This is a genomic window from Comamonas sp. BIGb0152 (assembly GCF_024809975.1).
In the GTDB taxonomy this organism is placed as follows: domain Bacteria; phylum Pseudomonadota; class Gammaproteobacteria; order Burkholderiales; family Burkholderiaceae_C; genus Comamonas.
In genome coordinates this window covers 105,239-118,803 of sequence record NZ_JANUDY010000012.1, presented here as the reverse complement: position 1 = coordinate 118,803, position 13,565 = coordinate 105,239, and the positions used below count along the sequence as shown (strand labels likewise).

14 protein-coding genes are annotated in these 13,565 nt (G+C 66.1%); all 14 read left to right on the top strand.

All coding sequences use genetic code 11. The features are described from left to right. Positions 1-181: 181 nt before the first annotated feature. The 14 genes from M2375_RS20595 (at position 182) to M2375_RS20530 (ending at position 13,534) form a co-directional block, all read left to right on the top strand. Positions 182-958, top strand: coding sequence for an SDR family oxidoreductase (locus M2375_RS20595; RefSeq protein ID WP_259170084.1), 777 nt, complete (start codon positions 182-184; stop codon positions 956-958). Positions 959-974: 16 nt separating this feature from the next. Beyond that, positions 975-1,505, top strand: coding sequence for a cupin domain-containing protein (locus M2375_RS20590; RefSeq protein WP_259170083.1), 531 nt, complete (start codon positions 975-977; stop codon positions 1,503-1,505). A 19-nt stretch (positions 1,506-1,524) separates the two neighbouring features. Beyond that, positions 1,525-2,403 (top strand): alpha/beta fold hydrolase, encoded by an 879-nt coding sequence (locus M2375_RS20585; protein ID WP_404979357.1) that lies wholly within the window; start codon positions 1,525-1,527, stop codon positions 2,401-2,403. 21 nt (positions 2,404-2,424) lie between these two features. Then, positions 2,425-3,261 carry an IclR family transcriptional regulator gene (locus tag M2375_RS20580; protein ID WP_259170081.1) on the top strand — a complete coding sequence of 279 codons (837 nt, stop codon included), beginning with the start codon at positions 2,425-2,427 and terminating at the stop codon, positions 3,259-3,261. 14 nt (positions 3,262-3,275) lie between these two features. Continuing rightward, a complete protein-coding gene (locus tag M2375_RS20575) occupies positions 3,276-4,085 on the top strand; it encodes an SDR family oxidoreductase (protein WP_259170080.1) in 810 nt (269 codons plus the stop codon). Further along, positions 4,078-5,769, top strand: a complete 1,692-nt coding sequence (locus tag M2375_RS20570; protein ID WP_259170079.1) for a thiamine pyrophosphate-binding protein — start codon at positions 4,078-4,080, stop codon at positions 5,767-5,769. The genes M2375_RS20575 and M2375_RS20570 overlap by 8 nt, the downstream gene beginning before the upstream one ends. A 31-nt stretch (positions 5,770-5,800) precedes the next feature. Then, positions 5,801-6,598, top strand: coding sequence for an aspartate dehydrogenase (locus M2375_RS20565; protein ID WP_259170077.1), 798 nt, complete (start codon positions 5,801-5,803; stop codon positions 6,596-6,598). Between the two features lie 18 nt (positions 6,599-6,616). Further along, positions 6,617-8,092, top strand: a complete 1,476-nt coding sequence (locus tag M2375_RS20560) for an aldehyde dehydrogenase (protein WP_259170076.1) — start codon at positions 6,617-6,619, stop codon at positions 8,090-8,092. 9 nt (positions 8,093-8,101) lie between these two features. Then, a complete protein-coding gene (locus M2375_RS20555; RefSeq protein WP_259170075.1) occupies positions 8,102-9,064 on the top strand; it encodes a VOC family protein in 963 nt (320 codons plus the stop codon). A gap of 26 nt (positions 9,065-9,090) precedes the next feature. After that, positions 9,091-10,086 (top strand): Bug family tripartite tricarboxylate transporter substrate binding protein, encoded by a 996-nt coding sequence (locus tag M2375_RS20550; RefSeq protein WP_404979356.1) that lies wholly within the window; start codon positions 9,091-9,093, stop codon positions 10,084-10,086. A 142-nt stretch (positions 10,087-10,228) separates the two neighbouring features. Beyond that, complete coding sequence (locus M2375_RS20545; protein ID WP_259170074.1) at positions 10,229-10,450, top strand: recombinase-like helix-turn-helix domain-containing protein; 222 nt, start codon at positions 10,229-10,231, stop codon at positions 10,448-10,450. Positions 10,451-10,467: 17 nt separating this feature from the next. Continuing rightward, positions 10,468-11,493: an aromatic ring-hydroxylating dioxygenase subunit alpha gene (locus M2375_RS20540; protein ID WP_259170073.1), complete on the top strand. Its 1,026-nt coding sequence runs from the start codon at positions 10,468-10,470 to the stop codon at positions 11,491-11,493. Continuing rightward, positions 11,490-12,449, top strand: a complete 960-nt coding sequence (locus tag M2375_RS20535; protein ID WP_259170072.1) for a PDR/VanB family oxidoreductase — start codon at positions 11,490-11,492, stop codon at positions 12,447-12,449. Before M2375_RS20540 ends, M2375_RS20535 begins: the two co-directional genes overlap by 4 nt. Positions 12,450-12,478: 29 nt before the next feature. Then, complete coding sequence (locus M2375_RS20530) at positions 12,479-13,534, top strand: porin (protein ID WP_259170071.1); 1,056 nt, start codon at positions 12,479-12,481, stop codon at positions 13,532-13,534. Positions 13,535-13,565: the final 31 nt, after the last annotated feature.

The window sequence follows — 13,565 nt, the reverse complement described above, 5'->3', positions numbered from 1 at the left end:
TATTACAACGCCCGAAGACCGCACTCAGCCCTGGGCTACAAGTCTCCAGCATCCCGACTTGCCTTGAACAACCTATTGCAAATCAACACCTAGGGTTTCCCCTCTGCATTGCCCCCATGGGGTGGTGGCTACACTGACGTTGTTTCATGAATTAATCAATGTTTCTTAGGTGAAACAAGCAATGACAATGACACCCATGCCGCAGATTGGCCAGTTGCAAGGCCGCCGTATTTTGGTCACCGGTGCCGCCCGGGGGCTGGGCTTTGCATTTGCCCAGGCTTTGTGCGAACACGGCGCCCATGTCGCCTTGGCTGACCTGCGTGAAGACCTGCTGCCGCAGGCGGTGGCGGCACTGCAGGGGCGCAGCTTCTCGGCGGTCGGCATCCGTGTTGATGTGTCCGACCCGGCTTCGGTGCAGCATTGTGCCGACCATGCGCTGCGCGCCTTGGGCGGGCTCGATGGCCTGGTCAACAACGCAGCCGTCACCGACTCCGGCGGCAAGGGCATGGACGACATCGAGGTGGCCAAGTGGGATCAGGTGATGCAAGTGAATGTGCGCGGCACGTGGCTGATGACCCGTGCCTGCCGCCCCGCACTGCGTGCCAGCGGCCGGGGCGCTGTGGTCCATCTGGCTTCGGACACCGCACTCTGGGGCGCCCCCAACCTGATGGCCTATGTGGCCAGCAAGGGGGCGGTGATTGCGATGACGCATGCCATGGCGCGCGAGATGGGTGCAGATGGCATCACGGTCAATGCCGTGGCGCCGGGCCTGGTGATGGTGGAGGCCACGCAGTACGTGCCCGAGACGCGCCACCGCCACTACATCGACCAACGCGCATTGCAGCGCGAGCAGATGCCCGAGGACGTAGCCGGCGCCGTGGTCTACGCCATGTCCGATGGTGCCCGCTTCGTCACGGGCCAGGTACTTGCCGTCAACGGCGGCTTTGTCATGAATTAAGCGCAAGGAGCAACACATGAGCGAACAGCAGACCATCACCCGCACCTGGGCGCGCCCCGAAGGTGCCAGCCTCCAGGACTGGATGGAGACGCGCATCGCGCGCTTTTCCACCCGAAAGTATGACTTCGATGCCCTGAAGTTCCAGGCCGATTTCGATCCCAAATACCGCCGTGGCCAGATGCGCTACATCGGCACCGGCGGCACCGGTGTGGCTGCCGACAGCAACACCATCCCGTCCGAGCACTTCACCTTCTCCACGATGGTGATCCCCGCTGGCAACGAAGGCCCACCGCATATCCATGTGGATGTGGAAGAGGTTTTCTTCCTGATACGCGGCAAGCTCAAGCTGGTGCTGACCACGCCCGAGGGCGAGCGCTATGAAACGGTGATGACCGACCGCGACGTGGTCTCGGTGCCGCCGGGCGTCTACCGCGAAGAGATCAACATCGGCGACGAAGACGCGCTGATGTGCGTGATGCTGGGCGCCAAGAAGCCGATCACCCCCACCTACCCGGCTGACCACCCGCTGGCCAAGCTCAAGCGCTGATCCCCCCCATGCCCGCCCAATGACTACCGAACTCGCCACCGCCACCGCCTGCAGCGATGCGCTGATGCGCAAGCTGCAGCAGCTGGACGCGCAGTTTGCGCAGCGCATGCTTGCACTGCCCGATGGGGCCCAACTGGCCCTGCGCGAACGCCCGGCTGTGGGTAACGTGGCGCTGACCGTGGTGCTGCTGCATGGCATCAGCTCGTCGGCGGCCTCTTGGCTGGATGTGGCGCTGGCCTTGCCCCGGGACTGGCGCGTGCTGGCCTGGGATGCGCCGGGCTATGGTGCCAGTACCGCCTTGCCGCAGAGCCATCCGCGCGATACCGACTACGCCGCCCGCCTGGGCGCCTGCTTGGCCGCCGAGGTGCAGGGCCCGGTGGTGCTGGTCGGCCATTCGCTAGGGGCCTTGATGGCGGCAGCCTGCGCCGCGCACGCTGCGCCCCGGGGGCTGGCGGGCCTGCTGCTGCTCAGCCCGGCAGGTGGTTATGGCGCGCAGGATGCCGCCGCCCGCGAGAAGGTGCGCAGCGAACGCAATGCCGCGCTCGACACACTGGGCGTGGCGGGCCTGGCCCAGCGCATCGACCAGCGCCTGCTCAGCCCCGGCGCCGATGCGCTGGCGCGCGAGTGGCTGCGCTGGGGCACATCGCGCATGCATGCCAGCGGCTACCGCCAGGCAGTCAACATGCTCTGCGACAGCGATCTGGGCCGCCATGCGCCTGGGGCGCTGCCGGTGCACATCGCCTGTGGCGAACACGATGGCGTCACCACGCCTGCGGCCTGCCGCCGCTGGGCCGAGGCCTGGCAACGGCCGTTTGCCAGCATCGCCGATGCCGGCCATGCCAGCCCGGTGGAAAACCCCGGCGCCGTGGCCGAATGGATCGAAGATAGAGCCCTCTGACTTTGAACCAGGAATACCGCAATGACACAGACAAACCCTTCTGAAACTGGCGCTGACAAGTACGTGGTGCCGGCGCTGGAGCGCGGCTTGCGCCTGTTGCAGGAGTTTGGCCGCGACAGCCGCACCCTGGGTGCGCCCGAGCTGGCGCGCCGCCTCGAACTGCCCCGCGCAACAGTGTTCCGCATGCTCAACACCTTGGAGGGCATGGGATTTTTGGAGCGCATCGACGGTGGCAGCGAATACCGGCTGGGCATGGCCGTGCTGCGCCTGGGCTTTGAATACCTGTCCTCGCTGGAGCTGACCGAGCTGGGCCAGCCGCTGATCGCCAGGCTGTGTGACGACATCAGCTACCCCTGCAATATCGTGGTGCGCGACAACCGCTCGATCATCTATGTTGCCAAGGTCACGCCCCAGTCGCCGCTGGCCAGTTCGGTGCGTGTGGGCACCCGCCTGCCGGCGCATGGCACGGTGCTGGGCCGGGTGCTGATGGGCGATATGAGCCTGGCAGAACTGCGCGCGCTCTACCCTGAAGAGCACCTGGAGGCCTTTACCGCCAACACCCCCAAGACCGTGATGGCGCTGTTCAACCTCGTCGAGGCGGACCGTGTCCGTGGCTATGCCTTTGGCGAAGGTTTCTACGAGGCATCGATTTCCACCATCGCCGCACCGGTGCGCGACCACAGCGGCCGCATCGTGGCGGCGCTGGGCTCGACGATCCCGGCGCCCCAGGTCAGCCCGTCCCAGGTCGACGGCCTGGTGCAGCGCGTGCTGGCCGCTGCCAATGAGCTGTCGGGCCTGTTGAACTACCGGCCCCAGGTCCAACCGCAAGCGCAGATTTTGCCCATGCCGGGGCATTGAAGAAAGTTTTTCAGATGGATGTTTTCCAGATCAAGGATGCGGTGGCGGTGGTCACCGGCGGATCGTCGGGCATTGGCCTGGCGACAGCCCAGCTGCTGCTGGAGCAGGGCGCTGCCGTGGCCATTTGCGGACGCAATGCGGAGCGCCTGCGCGCCGCTGAAGCCCGCCTGCGCGAGCACCACCCCAACGCCCGGCTGCTGGCCAGCGTCTGTGATGTGCTCCAAGCGCCGGACGTGCAGCGCTTTGCGGCCGAGGTGCAGCAAGCCCTGGGCGCCGCCAGCATCCTGATCAACAACGCGGGCCAGGGCCGCGTGTCGACCTTTGCCGACACCAGCGATGAAGCCTGGAGCCAGGAGCTGAACCTGAAGTTCTTCTCCGTCATCCATCCGACGCGGGCTTTTTTGCCGCAGTTGCAGCAGCATGCGGCGCAAGGGCGTGATGCGGCCATCGTTTGCGTCAATTCGCTGCTCGCCTCCCAGCCTGAGCCGCATATGGTCGCCACCTCGGCGGCGCGCGCCGGCCTCAAGAACCTGGTGCGCTCCATGGCGACCGAATTTGCGCCGCAGGCTGTGCGCGTCAACGGCATCCTGGTCGGCCTGATCGAGTCGGGCCAATGGCGCCGCCGCTTCGACGCGCGCGAGGACCCATCGCAGGACTGGGCTGGCTGGACGGGGGAACTCGCCCACAAAAAATCCATTCCGCTGGCACGCCTGGGCCTGCCCCGTGAGGCCGCCCAGGCCATCACCTTTCTTGCCAGCCCCCTGTCGTCGTACACGACGGGCAGCCATATCGATGTTTCCGGAGGTCTTTCACGCCATGCCTAATACCGCACAAATCACCGTTGGCGCCGCCGTTGCCGAGTTCCTCGAGCACTGCGGCGCGAAGGCCGCCTTCGGGGTGATTTCCATCCACAACATGCCGATCCTGGATGCGATGTTTGCGCGCGGCAAGCTGCGCTTTGTGATGGCGCGTGGCGAGGCGGGCGCTGGCAATATGGCCGATGCCTGTGCCCGCTCCACCTCCAGCCTGGGGGTCTGCATCACCAGCACCGGCCCGGCCGCCGGCAATATCGCCGGCAGCCTGGTGGAGGCCTATACGGCGGGCACACCGCTCTTGCACATCACCGGCCAGATTGAGACCCAGTACCTTGACCAGAAGCTGTCGTACATCCACGAGGCACCCGACCAGCTCACGATGCTGGGCGCCGTCTCCAAGGCCGCCTTCCGGGTGCGCAGTGCTGAGACCTGTTTGTCCACCTTGAAGGCGGCGGTACAAGCGGCGATGACGGCACCCACCGGGCCGGTGAGTGTCGAGATTCCGATCGATATTCAGCAAAGCCTGATCGACATGCCGGCCGACTGGTCGCCGCTGCCAGTCGCGGTGCTGGCCCCCAATGAGGCGGCGCTGGACGCCCTGGCCAACACGCTGGCCCAGGCCCGCCGCCCGCTGCTGTGGCTGGGGGGCGGTGCACGCCATGCGGTGGCAGCCGTGCAGCGCCTCAAAGCCCTGGGCTTTGGCATCGTCAGCACCGGCCAGGGGCGCGGCATTGTGCCCGAGGACGATCCCGCCTCGCTGGGCGCTTACAACATCCAAAAGCCGGTCGAGGCCTTTTACCAGCGCTGCGACGCCATGCTGGCTGTGGGCACGCGCCTGCGCAGCAACGAGACGCTGAAGTACGAACTGAAACTGCCGCGCCCGTTGCTGCGCATCGATGTAGACGCCGCCCAGCAAGGCCGCTGCTACCGCGATGACGGCTTTGTCTGCGGCGACGCGGCCCTGGCCCTCAACGGCCTGGCGGACCGGCTGGAGGCGCGCGGTTACCGGGCCGATCCCGAGCTGCTGGCCGATCTGCGCCAGGTGCACAACGAGGCCGTGGCCAGCATGCGCGATGGCCTGGGCCCCTACAGCGCCTTGGTGCAGCAGCTGCAGCAGGTGGCGGGCCGCAACTTCAACTGGGTGCGCGATGTGACCGTCTCCAACAGCACCTGGGGCAACCGCGAGCTGCGCGTTTTCGCGCCCAATGCTGGCGTGCATGCCACCGGTGGCGGCATCGGCATGGGCATGCCCATGGCCATTGGCGCGGCCATCGGCGCGGCCGAAAGTGGCTCGGGCCGCAAGACCTTGGGGCTGGCCGGTGACGGCGGCTTCATCCTCAACCTGGGGGAGCTGGCGACCTTGGTGCAGGAAGCCTGCGACAGCGTGATCGTGCTGATGAATGACCAGCGCTATGGGGTGATCCAAAACATCCAGGACGCCTCCTACGGCGGCCGCCGCTGCTATGTGGACCTGCACACGCCCGACTATGCGCAGCTCTGCGCCTCGATCCACCTGCCCCATGCCCGCGTGCGCAACCTCGACGACTTACCGGCCGTGCTGGCGTCTGCCTGGAGCCGCAAGGGCCCCTTTCTGCTGGAGATCGACATGCTGGCCATCGGCAGCTTCAAGACCACGTTCTCCGGCCCGCCGGTGAACAAGCTGGACCAGATTCCAGCCACCCAGGCCCAGTAAGCCTCCATCACAAGCAACAAGGATCCTCACCATGCAGATTGCACTGATCGGCTGCGGCGCCATTGGCAGCGCCTTGCTGGAACTGGTCAAGGACGATGCCGACCTGCAGATCGCCGCCATTGTGGTGCCGGGGGGCAGCAGGGAGGCGGCGCATGCGGTGGCGCAGCGCCTGGCCCCGGGTGCCCAGGTTTTGGAGACCGTACCAGCAGCCGGTATCGACCTGGTGGTAGAAGCCGCTGGCCATGCTGCCATCGCGCAGCATGTGCTGCCGGCGCTGCAACGCGGCCTGCCTTGCATCGTGGCATCGGTGGGCGCATTGGCGGCCCCGGGCCTGGCCGAGCAGCTGGAGGCCGCTGCCCGCGCCGGCAACACACAGGTGCAGCTGATCGCAGGCGCCATCGGCGGCATCGACGCCTTGGCTGCTGCCCGCATCGGCGGCCTGGAGACCGTGCGCTACACCGGCCGCAAGCCGCCCCAGGCCTGGAAGGGCACACCCGCCGAGCAGCGCTGCGACCTGGACAGCCTGGCTGCCGAGACCGTGATCTTTGAAGGCACGGCGCGCGAGGCGGCGGCGCAGTTCCCGAAGAACGCCAATGTCGCCGCCACCGTGTCGCTGGCCGGGCTGGGTTTGGATCGCACCATGGTGCGCCTGATTGCCGACCCTGCGGTGCGCGAGAACCTGCACCAGGTCGAGGCCGCAGGCGCTTTTGGCAGCTTTGAGCTGAGCATGCGCAACCAGCCGCTGGCCGCCAACCCCAAAACCTCGGCTCTGACCGTGTTCAGCGCCGTGCGTGCGCTGCGCGGCCAAGTAGCGCCGCTGGTGATCTGACACAGAAAGACTTTCATCATGTCCCAGCTTGCACTGCTTCCCATCAACATCGCCGGCGAATGGCGCCTGGGTGCTGGCGATGAGTCCCACAGCCTCTACCCCGCGACCGGCGAGGTGGTGGGCCGGCTGCGCGCGCCCAGCCTGGCCGATGTGGATGAGGCCATCTGCAAGGCCGACCAGGCTTTCCGTACCAGCGGCTGGGCCCAGAAAAAGCCCCATGAGCGCGCGGCGGTACTGCAGCGCGTGGCCCAGCGGATCCGTGAACGCGCCGAGCCGCTGGCCCAGCTGCAGCGCCTCGACAACGGCAAGCCGATCAGCGAGACGCGGGCCCTGGTGGCCAGCGCCGCCGCCACCTTCCAGTTCTTTGCGGCGGCCTGCGAGACCATGGAAGAGACCCTGACGCCATCCCGTGGCGACTTTATGACCATGAGCGTTTATGAGCCCATGGGCGTGGTGGCGGCGATCACGCCCTGGAACTCCCCCATCGCCAGCGAGGCGCAAAAGCTCGCCCCGGCGCTGGCGGCCGGAAATGCCGTGGTGGTCAAGCCGGCCGAAGCCACGCCGCTGCTGGCGTTGGAGCTGGCCAAAATCTGTGAAGAAGCCGGCGTGCCCAAGGGCATTGTCAGCGTGCTACCCGGCCGTGGTTCGGTGATTGGCGATGCCATCACCCAGCATCCGCTGGTCAAGCGCGTGTCGTTCACCGGCGGCACTGCTACCGGCAAACACATCGCCCGCATTGCCGCCGACAAGATGATGCCCGTCTCGCTGGAGCTGGGCGGCAAGTCGGCCACCATGGTGCTGGAAGACGCCGACCTCGACCACGCCGTCAACGGCGTGCTCTACGGCATCTTCAGCTCCTCGGGCGAATCCTGCATCGCCGGCTCGCGCCTGTTTGTGGCGCGCAAGTTGTATGGTGCGTTCATGGAGCGCCTGACGGCCAAGGCCGCCGCGCTGCGCGTGGGCGACCCCGCCGATGAGCGCACCCAGATGGGCCCGCTGATCAGCGCCAAGCACCGCGAATCCATTGAAAGCTATGTGCAGCTGGGCCTGTCCGAAGGCGGGCGACTGCGCACCGGTGGCCACCGGCCCGAGGGCGCGCTGTATGAGCGTGGCTACTACTACCGCCCCACCATCCTTGAAGGCCTGAACAACAACGACCAGATCTGCCAGCAGGAGATCTTTGGCCCGGTGCTGGTGGCCATGCCTTTTGACGACGAAGAGGCCTTGCTGGCGCAGGCCAACGACAGCGTCTATGCGCTGGCCGCCGGCATCTGGACGCGCGACTACAAGGCCGCCTGGCGCATTGGCCGGGCCGTGCAGGCCGGCACCGTCTGGATCAACACCTACAAGCAGTTCTCCATCTCCACGCCTTTTGGCGGCTGGCGCGACAGCGGCCTGGGCCGCGAAAAAGGGCGCCTGGGCATCCAGCAGTACATGGAGCAAAAGAGCCTGTACTGGGGCCTGAACGATGCCCCCCTGGCCTGGGCCAACTAAGGAAACACCATGAGCGTACTGGGCATTGACGAAATCAGTTACGGCGCCGACGACCTGGCGGCCTGCCGGCAGTTCTTTCTTGACTGGGGCTTGAACCTGGTCGATGAGCAGGCCGAGCGGCTGGTGTTTGAGACCTTGAACGGCTGCCGCGTGATCGTGGCCGCCAGCCAGCACCCCGATCTGCCGCCGGCCATCGAAGCCGGCCCCACCTTGCGCGAAGTGGTCTGGGGCGTGGACAGCGCGGCCGACCTGGTGCTCTACGAAAGCCGTATTGCACAGCTGCCGGGCTTTGTGAAGCAGGGCGGCCGCATTGGCTGCACGGACCCCAACGGCCTGGCCCTGCGCCTGCAGGTCACGCAAAAGCGCGACATCGACCTGCCCAGCGCCGAGTACAACACCTGGAGCCGCAAGGGCCGCATCGACCAGGCCAGCCCGGCCTACGAGCGCGCCCAGCCCATCGAGGTGGGCCATGTGGTGTTCTTCGTCAAGGATGTGCAGGCCTGCGAGCGCTTCTATGTGGAGAACTTCGGCTTTGCGGCATCAGACCGCTACCCCGAGCGGGGTGCCTTTTTGCGCACCGCGCCCGACGGTGGCCACCATGACATCTTTTTGCTGCAGCGCCCCGACAAATATGCGGGCCTCAACCATGTGGCCTTCACGGTGCGCGACATCCATGAGGTGTTTGGTGGAGGCATGCATATCTCGCGCTGCGGCTGGGACACCCAGCTGGGCCCCGGCCGCCACCCGGTGTCGTCCGCCTATTTCTGGTACTTCAAGAACCCGGCCGGCGCCTTGGTGGAGTACTACGCCGATGAGGACCAGCTGACAGCCGACTGGCAGCCGCGCGAGTTCGAGCCCGGCCCCACGGTGTTTGCCGAATGGGCGATCGATGGCGGCATCGATGGCAACACCCGCCGCCAAAAGGGCGTGGGCGGTGCGGACGGCAAGTTTCTGACCGACAAACGCCACTGATCCCATCCGAGACGGAGTCCCCCGTGATGCAAAGACGCATGCTCATCCCCACCTTGCTGGCCCTGGCCACCGCTGCGGCGCTGCCAACGGCGCAGGCACAGAGCCCGGCCGATGGCCGACAGGCACTGGCTGCCGCGCCGTTCACCATCATTGCGCCGTTTCCGCCGGGTGGCCCGGTTGACACCTTGGCGCGCATGCTCTCGAACGGGTTGGCGGCACGGTACAAGCAGGTGTCCATGGTGGACAACCGCACGGGCGCCAATGGCAATATCGGCATCGAGGCCGCCAAGCGCGCCAAGGCCGATGGCCACACGCTGCTGGTGGTGCCCCAGGGAAATCTGACGATCAACCCGAGCCTGATGCCCAAGCTGCACTACAGCGTGGAGGGCGACTTTGTACCGGTGGCCTCGCTGGCACGCACCGCCAATGTGATCGCGCTGCATCCGTCGGTGCCCGCCAAAAACATGGCGGAACTGGTGGCGCTTGCGAAGCAAAAACCAGGCGAAATCGGCTATGCCTCACCTGGCGTGGGCAGCAGCCTGCACCTGGCGGGTGAGCTGTTTGGCCAGCAGGCCGGCGTGAACTTTCTGCATGTGGCCTACAAGGGCACGGCCCCAGGGCTGAACGATGTGCTGGGCGGCACGGTGCCGATGATCATCGGCAACCTGCCCACCTTGCTGCCGCATATCCAGTCCGGCAAGCTGCGTGCGCTGGCCGTGACTGATGCACAGCGCAGCGCGGAGCTGCCGGATGTGCCGACGCTGGCCGAGGCCGGTGTCAAGGGCGTGGCGCTGTCGTCCTGGTATGGGGTGATGGCGCCCAAGGGCACGCCAGCAGCCGTACTGGCGCAGTTGCAGCAGGACATGGGGCAGATCTTCAACGACCCGGCCAGCAAGGCGCAACTGCAAAAGCAGGGCCTCAGTGTCTGGATCCTCGAGGGACCGAAGTTCGGCGATGTGATCCGCAGCGAGACCGCTGACTGGGCGCCCATCATCAAGAGCCGCGGGATCGAGGCGCAGTAACAGGCCCGCGCACAGACCCCACCGCAAACGCCCGCAGCAACATAAGCCCCGCCACCCCACGGCGGACGACGACCGCCCGGCCCCGCGCCGCCAAGCGCTGGGTACCGAGGCCGAGTGAACCGATTTAGAAGGAGATTCCACGATGGCTGTTGACCGATACCTTGAACCGCAGCAGGCCCGCCAGCGCCCTGCGACCCTGTTTGAAGACCTGCTGGGCGATGCCATCGAGCGCGCCTTTGGCGAAGGCGTGCAGACCTTGCCCGAACTGGTGGCCTACATCAACCGCAGCGGCCCGGCCGGAGAGAACGGCGAGGCCTGGACCGAAACCAGCTTTGCCGCCCTGATGCAACGCCTGGGCCACTGAAGCACAAGGAGCACCCCATGAATGTACAAACCATCGCCATCGATCCCGTGGACCGCTTGCTTACCAAGGGTTTGCAGAAGCTCTGGTACCCCGTCTGCCCCTCCGGCTTTGTGCAGGACCAACCCATCTCGCTGCGCCGCTTTGGCTACAAGATCGCGCTGTGGCGCGATGCCTCGGGCAAGGTTCATGCGCTCGAAGACCACTGCCCACACCGGGGCGCACCGCTGTCGCAAGGCGTCATCCTTGGCGACCGGCTGGCCTGCCCCTACCACGGTGTGGAAGTGCGCTGTGATGGCACGGTGACCAAGGTGCCGGGCAGCCCGGGCTGCAAGCTCGAAGGTGCACGCGCTGCGCTGGATTTCCATGTGCATGAAGCGCACGGCGCCATCTTCCTCTTCAACAGCGACACGCATGTGGATGCGCCGCCTGCATTCCGCATGCCCGAGGAGCTGACCTCGCCGGAGTATTCGAACTTTCTGTGCTATGCCGAGTGGCGTGCGGACTACCGCTACGCGATCGACAACGTGATGGATCCGATGCATGGCACGTTTTTGCACAAGCAGTCGCACTCCATGTCCGAGGGCGACAGCAAGGCCACGTTCCAGGTGCGTGAGACCGATCTGGGCTTCGTCTTCGAGAAGGCGGGCCAGCGCGGCGTGAACTTTGACTGGACCGAGTGGGGCGAAACCGATATGCACTGGATGCGGCTGGAGATTCCGTATCCCAAGACGGGTGGCCCCGGTGGCAACTTCGCCATCATTGCCTGCGTCACGCCCATCAGCCCCGAGCTGTGTGCGGTGTTCTTCTGGCGCTGCCGCCGGGTGCAGGGCTGGATGCGCGACACCTGGCGCTTTCTCTACCGCAACCGCCTGGAGGCACGCCACTGGACGGTGCTGGAGCAGGACCGCGTGATGATGGAGCAGATGGAGTTTGACGCGAATGAGCGCGAGAACCTGTACCCACACGACATTGGCCTGGTGCGTCTGCGCCGCCGCCTGCGCCGCCTGGCCGAGGAGCAGCTGGAAGGAAGTGGCGCAGCATGAGTACGACCTTGCAGGCCTTTGTGCACACGCTGCGCTTTGAGGCCCAGGACACCATCAGCGTGGAGCTGCGCCCGGTGGGCGGGGGCGAGTGGCCGGCATTCACGGCCGGCTCCCACATCGACCTGCACCTGCCCAATGGGCTGGTGCGCAGCTACTCGCTGTCCAACGACAGCCGTGAGCGCCACCGCTATGTTGTTGGCGTGCTGCGCGACCGTGCCAGCCGGGGCGGCTCGCGCTGCGTGCATGAGGCGCTGCGCGTGGGCATGCCCATCAGCATCTCCGAGCCGCGCAACCACTTTGCGCTGGACGAAGGCGCCCGCCATTCGGTGCTGGTGGCCGGTGGCATCGGCATCACGCCCATGCTGTGCATGGCGCGCCGGCTGCAAAGCCAGGGCAGCTCCTTTGAGATGCTCTACTTTGCGCGCGACCGCCAGAGCGCCGCCTTTCTGGCCGAGCTGCAGGCCTTGGGCATGCCGCTGCAGCTGCACTTCGACGCCGAGGCGGGCGGCCCGCCCGATCTGCGCGCACTGCTGGCACAGCGCACGCCCGACGCGGGCTTGCACCACTACGCCTGTGGCCCGACACCGATGCTCGATGCCTTTGAGAAGCACTGCAGCGAGCTGGGCCATGCCCATGCCCACGTCGAGCGCTTCAGCCCCGTCGAGGTCCAGGCGTCGAGCGATGCCCGCAGCCACTACACGGTGGAGTTGAAGCGCAGCGGCCGCTTTATCGAGGTCACGCCCGACAAATCGCTGCTGGACACCTTGCTCGCCGCTGGCGTCAACATCGACCACAGCTGCTGTGAAGGCGTTTGCGGCTCCTGCGAGACACGGGTGCTCGGCGGCGTTCCTGACCACCGCGATTCGGTGCTGAGCGCTAAGGAAAAAGCAAGCAACAAGCTGATGATGCTCTGCGTCTCCGGCTGCAAGAGCCAGGCGCTGGTTCTGGATATCTAAGCGCGCACACACAACAAAGAGACAACACCATGAAAAACATTGCGATTGCCGCTGGCCTGGCCAGCCTGGCAGGGATAGCTGCAGCCCAATCCAAGGTCGACGTGTTCGGGGTGATCGACACCAATGTCACCCGGCTGACGGGTACGGGCGCGTCCAGCAAGCTCGGTCTGGCCACCGGTGGGGCCAATATCAGCAGGCTGGGGTTTCGGGGTACCGAAGATCTGGGCGGCGACCTGAAGGCCGGCTTTTGGCTGGAGGCGGGGCTGGACTCCGACACCGGCGCGGGCAAGGCGGCCGGCAGCAGCGGCCTGGGTTTCAACCGCCGCTCCACGGTGAGCCTGCTCGGTGATTTTGGCGAGCTGCGTCTGGGCCGGGATGACTCTGCCAGCTTTCTCAGCACCTTGATCTTTGATCCCTTCTTGACCAATGGCGTGGGTGGCACGGGGGCCTTCAGCATCCTGGGCGTTCCCGCTGCGGGGACGTCTACCGGCGGCGCACCGATCCAGATCAGCAATGCCATCAGCTACCTGCTGCCGGCCAGCCTGGGCGGCTTTTACGGCCAGGCCCAGGTGGCTTTTGGCGAACACACCAAGGCAGAGCTCAACAAGAACCAGGGCGATTACCGGGGCCTGCGTGCCGGCTACCGGCAAGGCGCTTTCAACGGCGCGCTGGCCCTGGGCCGCTTCTACGGCGACAGCCCGGACAACCACATCACCGCCAGCAATGTGGGCCTGAGCTACGACCTGGGCGTGGTCAAACCGATGCTGCTCTGGGCCCGCGAAAAGCGCGGCGCGCTGAAGGTGAGCGTGCTGCAGCTGGGTGCCACGGCACCGCTGGGCCATGGCGAATTGCGCGCTTCGCTGGGCCACTACAACACCTCGGGCAGCGATGCGGACTGGAACAAGGTCGCGCTGGGCTATGGCTACAACTTCTCCAAGCGCACCCAGGTCTACGGCACGCTGGCTTACCTGAAAAACAAGGGCGGATCCAGCCGCGCCATTGGCGTGCAAGGTCTGACTGCGACCGGCGCCACCCTGGGCGGCAAATCCACCGGCATGGAGCTGGGCATCCGCCACTTCTTCTGATCCACCGCCCAAGCCTGCTTTTTTATCTTTG

Bases quoted from the DNA above. Each gene is read 5' to 3' on its own strand.
- M2375_RS20585 (WP_404979357.1), top strand. From the start codon at position 1,525: ATGACTACCGAACTCGCCACCGCCACCGCCTGCAGCGATGCGCTGATG.
- M2375_RS20535 (WP_259170072.1), top strand. From the start codon at position 11,490: ATGAGTACGACCTTGCAGGCCTTTGTGCACACGCTGCGCTTTGAGGCC.
- M2375_RS20575 (WP_259170080.1), top strand. From the start codon at position 3,276: ATGGATGTTTTCCAGATCAAGGATGCGGTGGCGGTGGTCACCGGCGGA.
- M2375_RS20550 (WP_404979356.1), top strand. From the start codon at position 9,091: ATGCAAAGACGCATGCTCATCCCCACCTTGCTGGCCCTGGCCACCGCT.
- M2375_RS20580 (WP_259170081.1), top strand. From the start codon at position 2,425: ATGACACAGACAAACCCTTCTGAAACTGGCGCTGACAAGTACGTGGTG.
- M2375_RS20570 (WP_259170079.1), top strand. From the start codon at position 4,078: ATGCCTAATACCGCACAAATCACCGTTGGCGCCGCCGTTGCCGAGTTC.
- M2375_RS20545 (WP_259170074.1), top strand. From the start codon at position 10,229: ATGGCTGTTGACCGATACCTTGAACCGCAGCAGGCCCGCCAGCGCCCT.
- M2375_RS20540 (WP_259170073.1), top strand. From the start codon at position 10,468: ATGAATGTACAAACCATCGCCATCGATCCCGTGGACCGCTTGCTTACC.
- M2375_RS20530 (WP_259170071.1), top strand. From the start codon at position 12,479: ATGAAAAACATTGCGATTGCCGCTGGCCTGGCCAGCCTGGCAGGGATA.
- M2375_RS20565 (WP_259170077.1), top strand. From the start codon at position 5,801: ATGCAGATTGCACTGATCGGCTGCGGCGCCATTGGCAGCGCCTTGCTG.
- M2375_RS20555 (WP_259170075.1), top strand. From the start codon at position 8,102: ATGAGCGTACTGGGCATTGACGAAATCAGTTACGGCGCCGACGACCTG.
- M2375_RS20590 (WP_259170083.1), top strand. From the start codon at position 975: ATGAGCGAACAGCAGACCATCACCCGCACCTGGGCGCGCCCCGAAGGT.
- M2375_RS20595 (WP_259170084.1), top strand. From the start codon at position 182: ATGACAATGACACCCATGCCGCAGATTGGCCAGTTGCAAGGCCGCCGT.
- M2375_RS20560 (WP_259170076.1), top strand. From the start codon at position 6,617: ATGTCCCAGCTTGCACTGCTTCCCATCAACATCGCCGGCGAATGGCGC.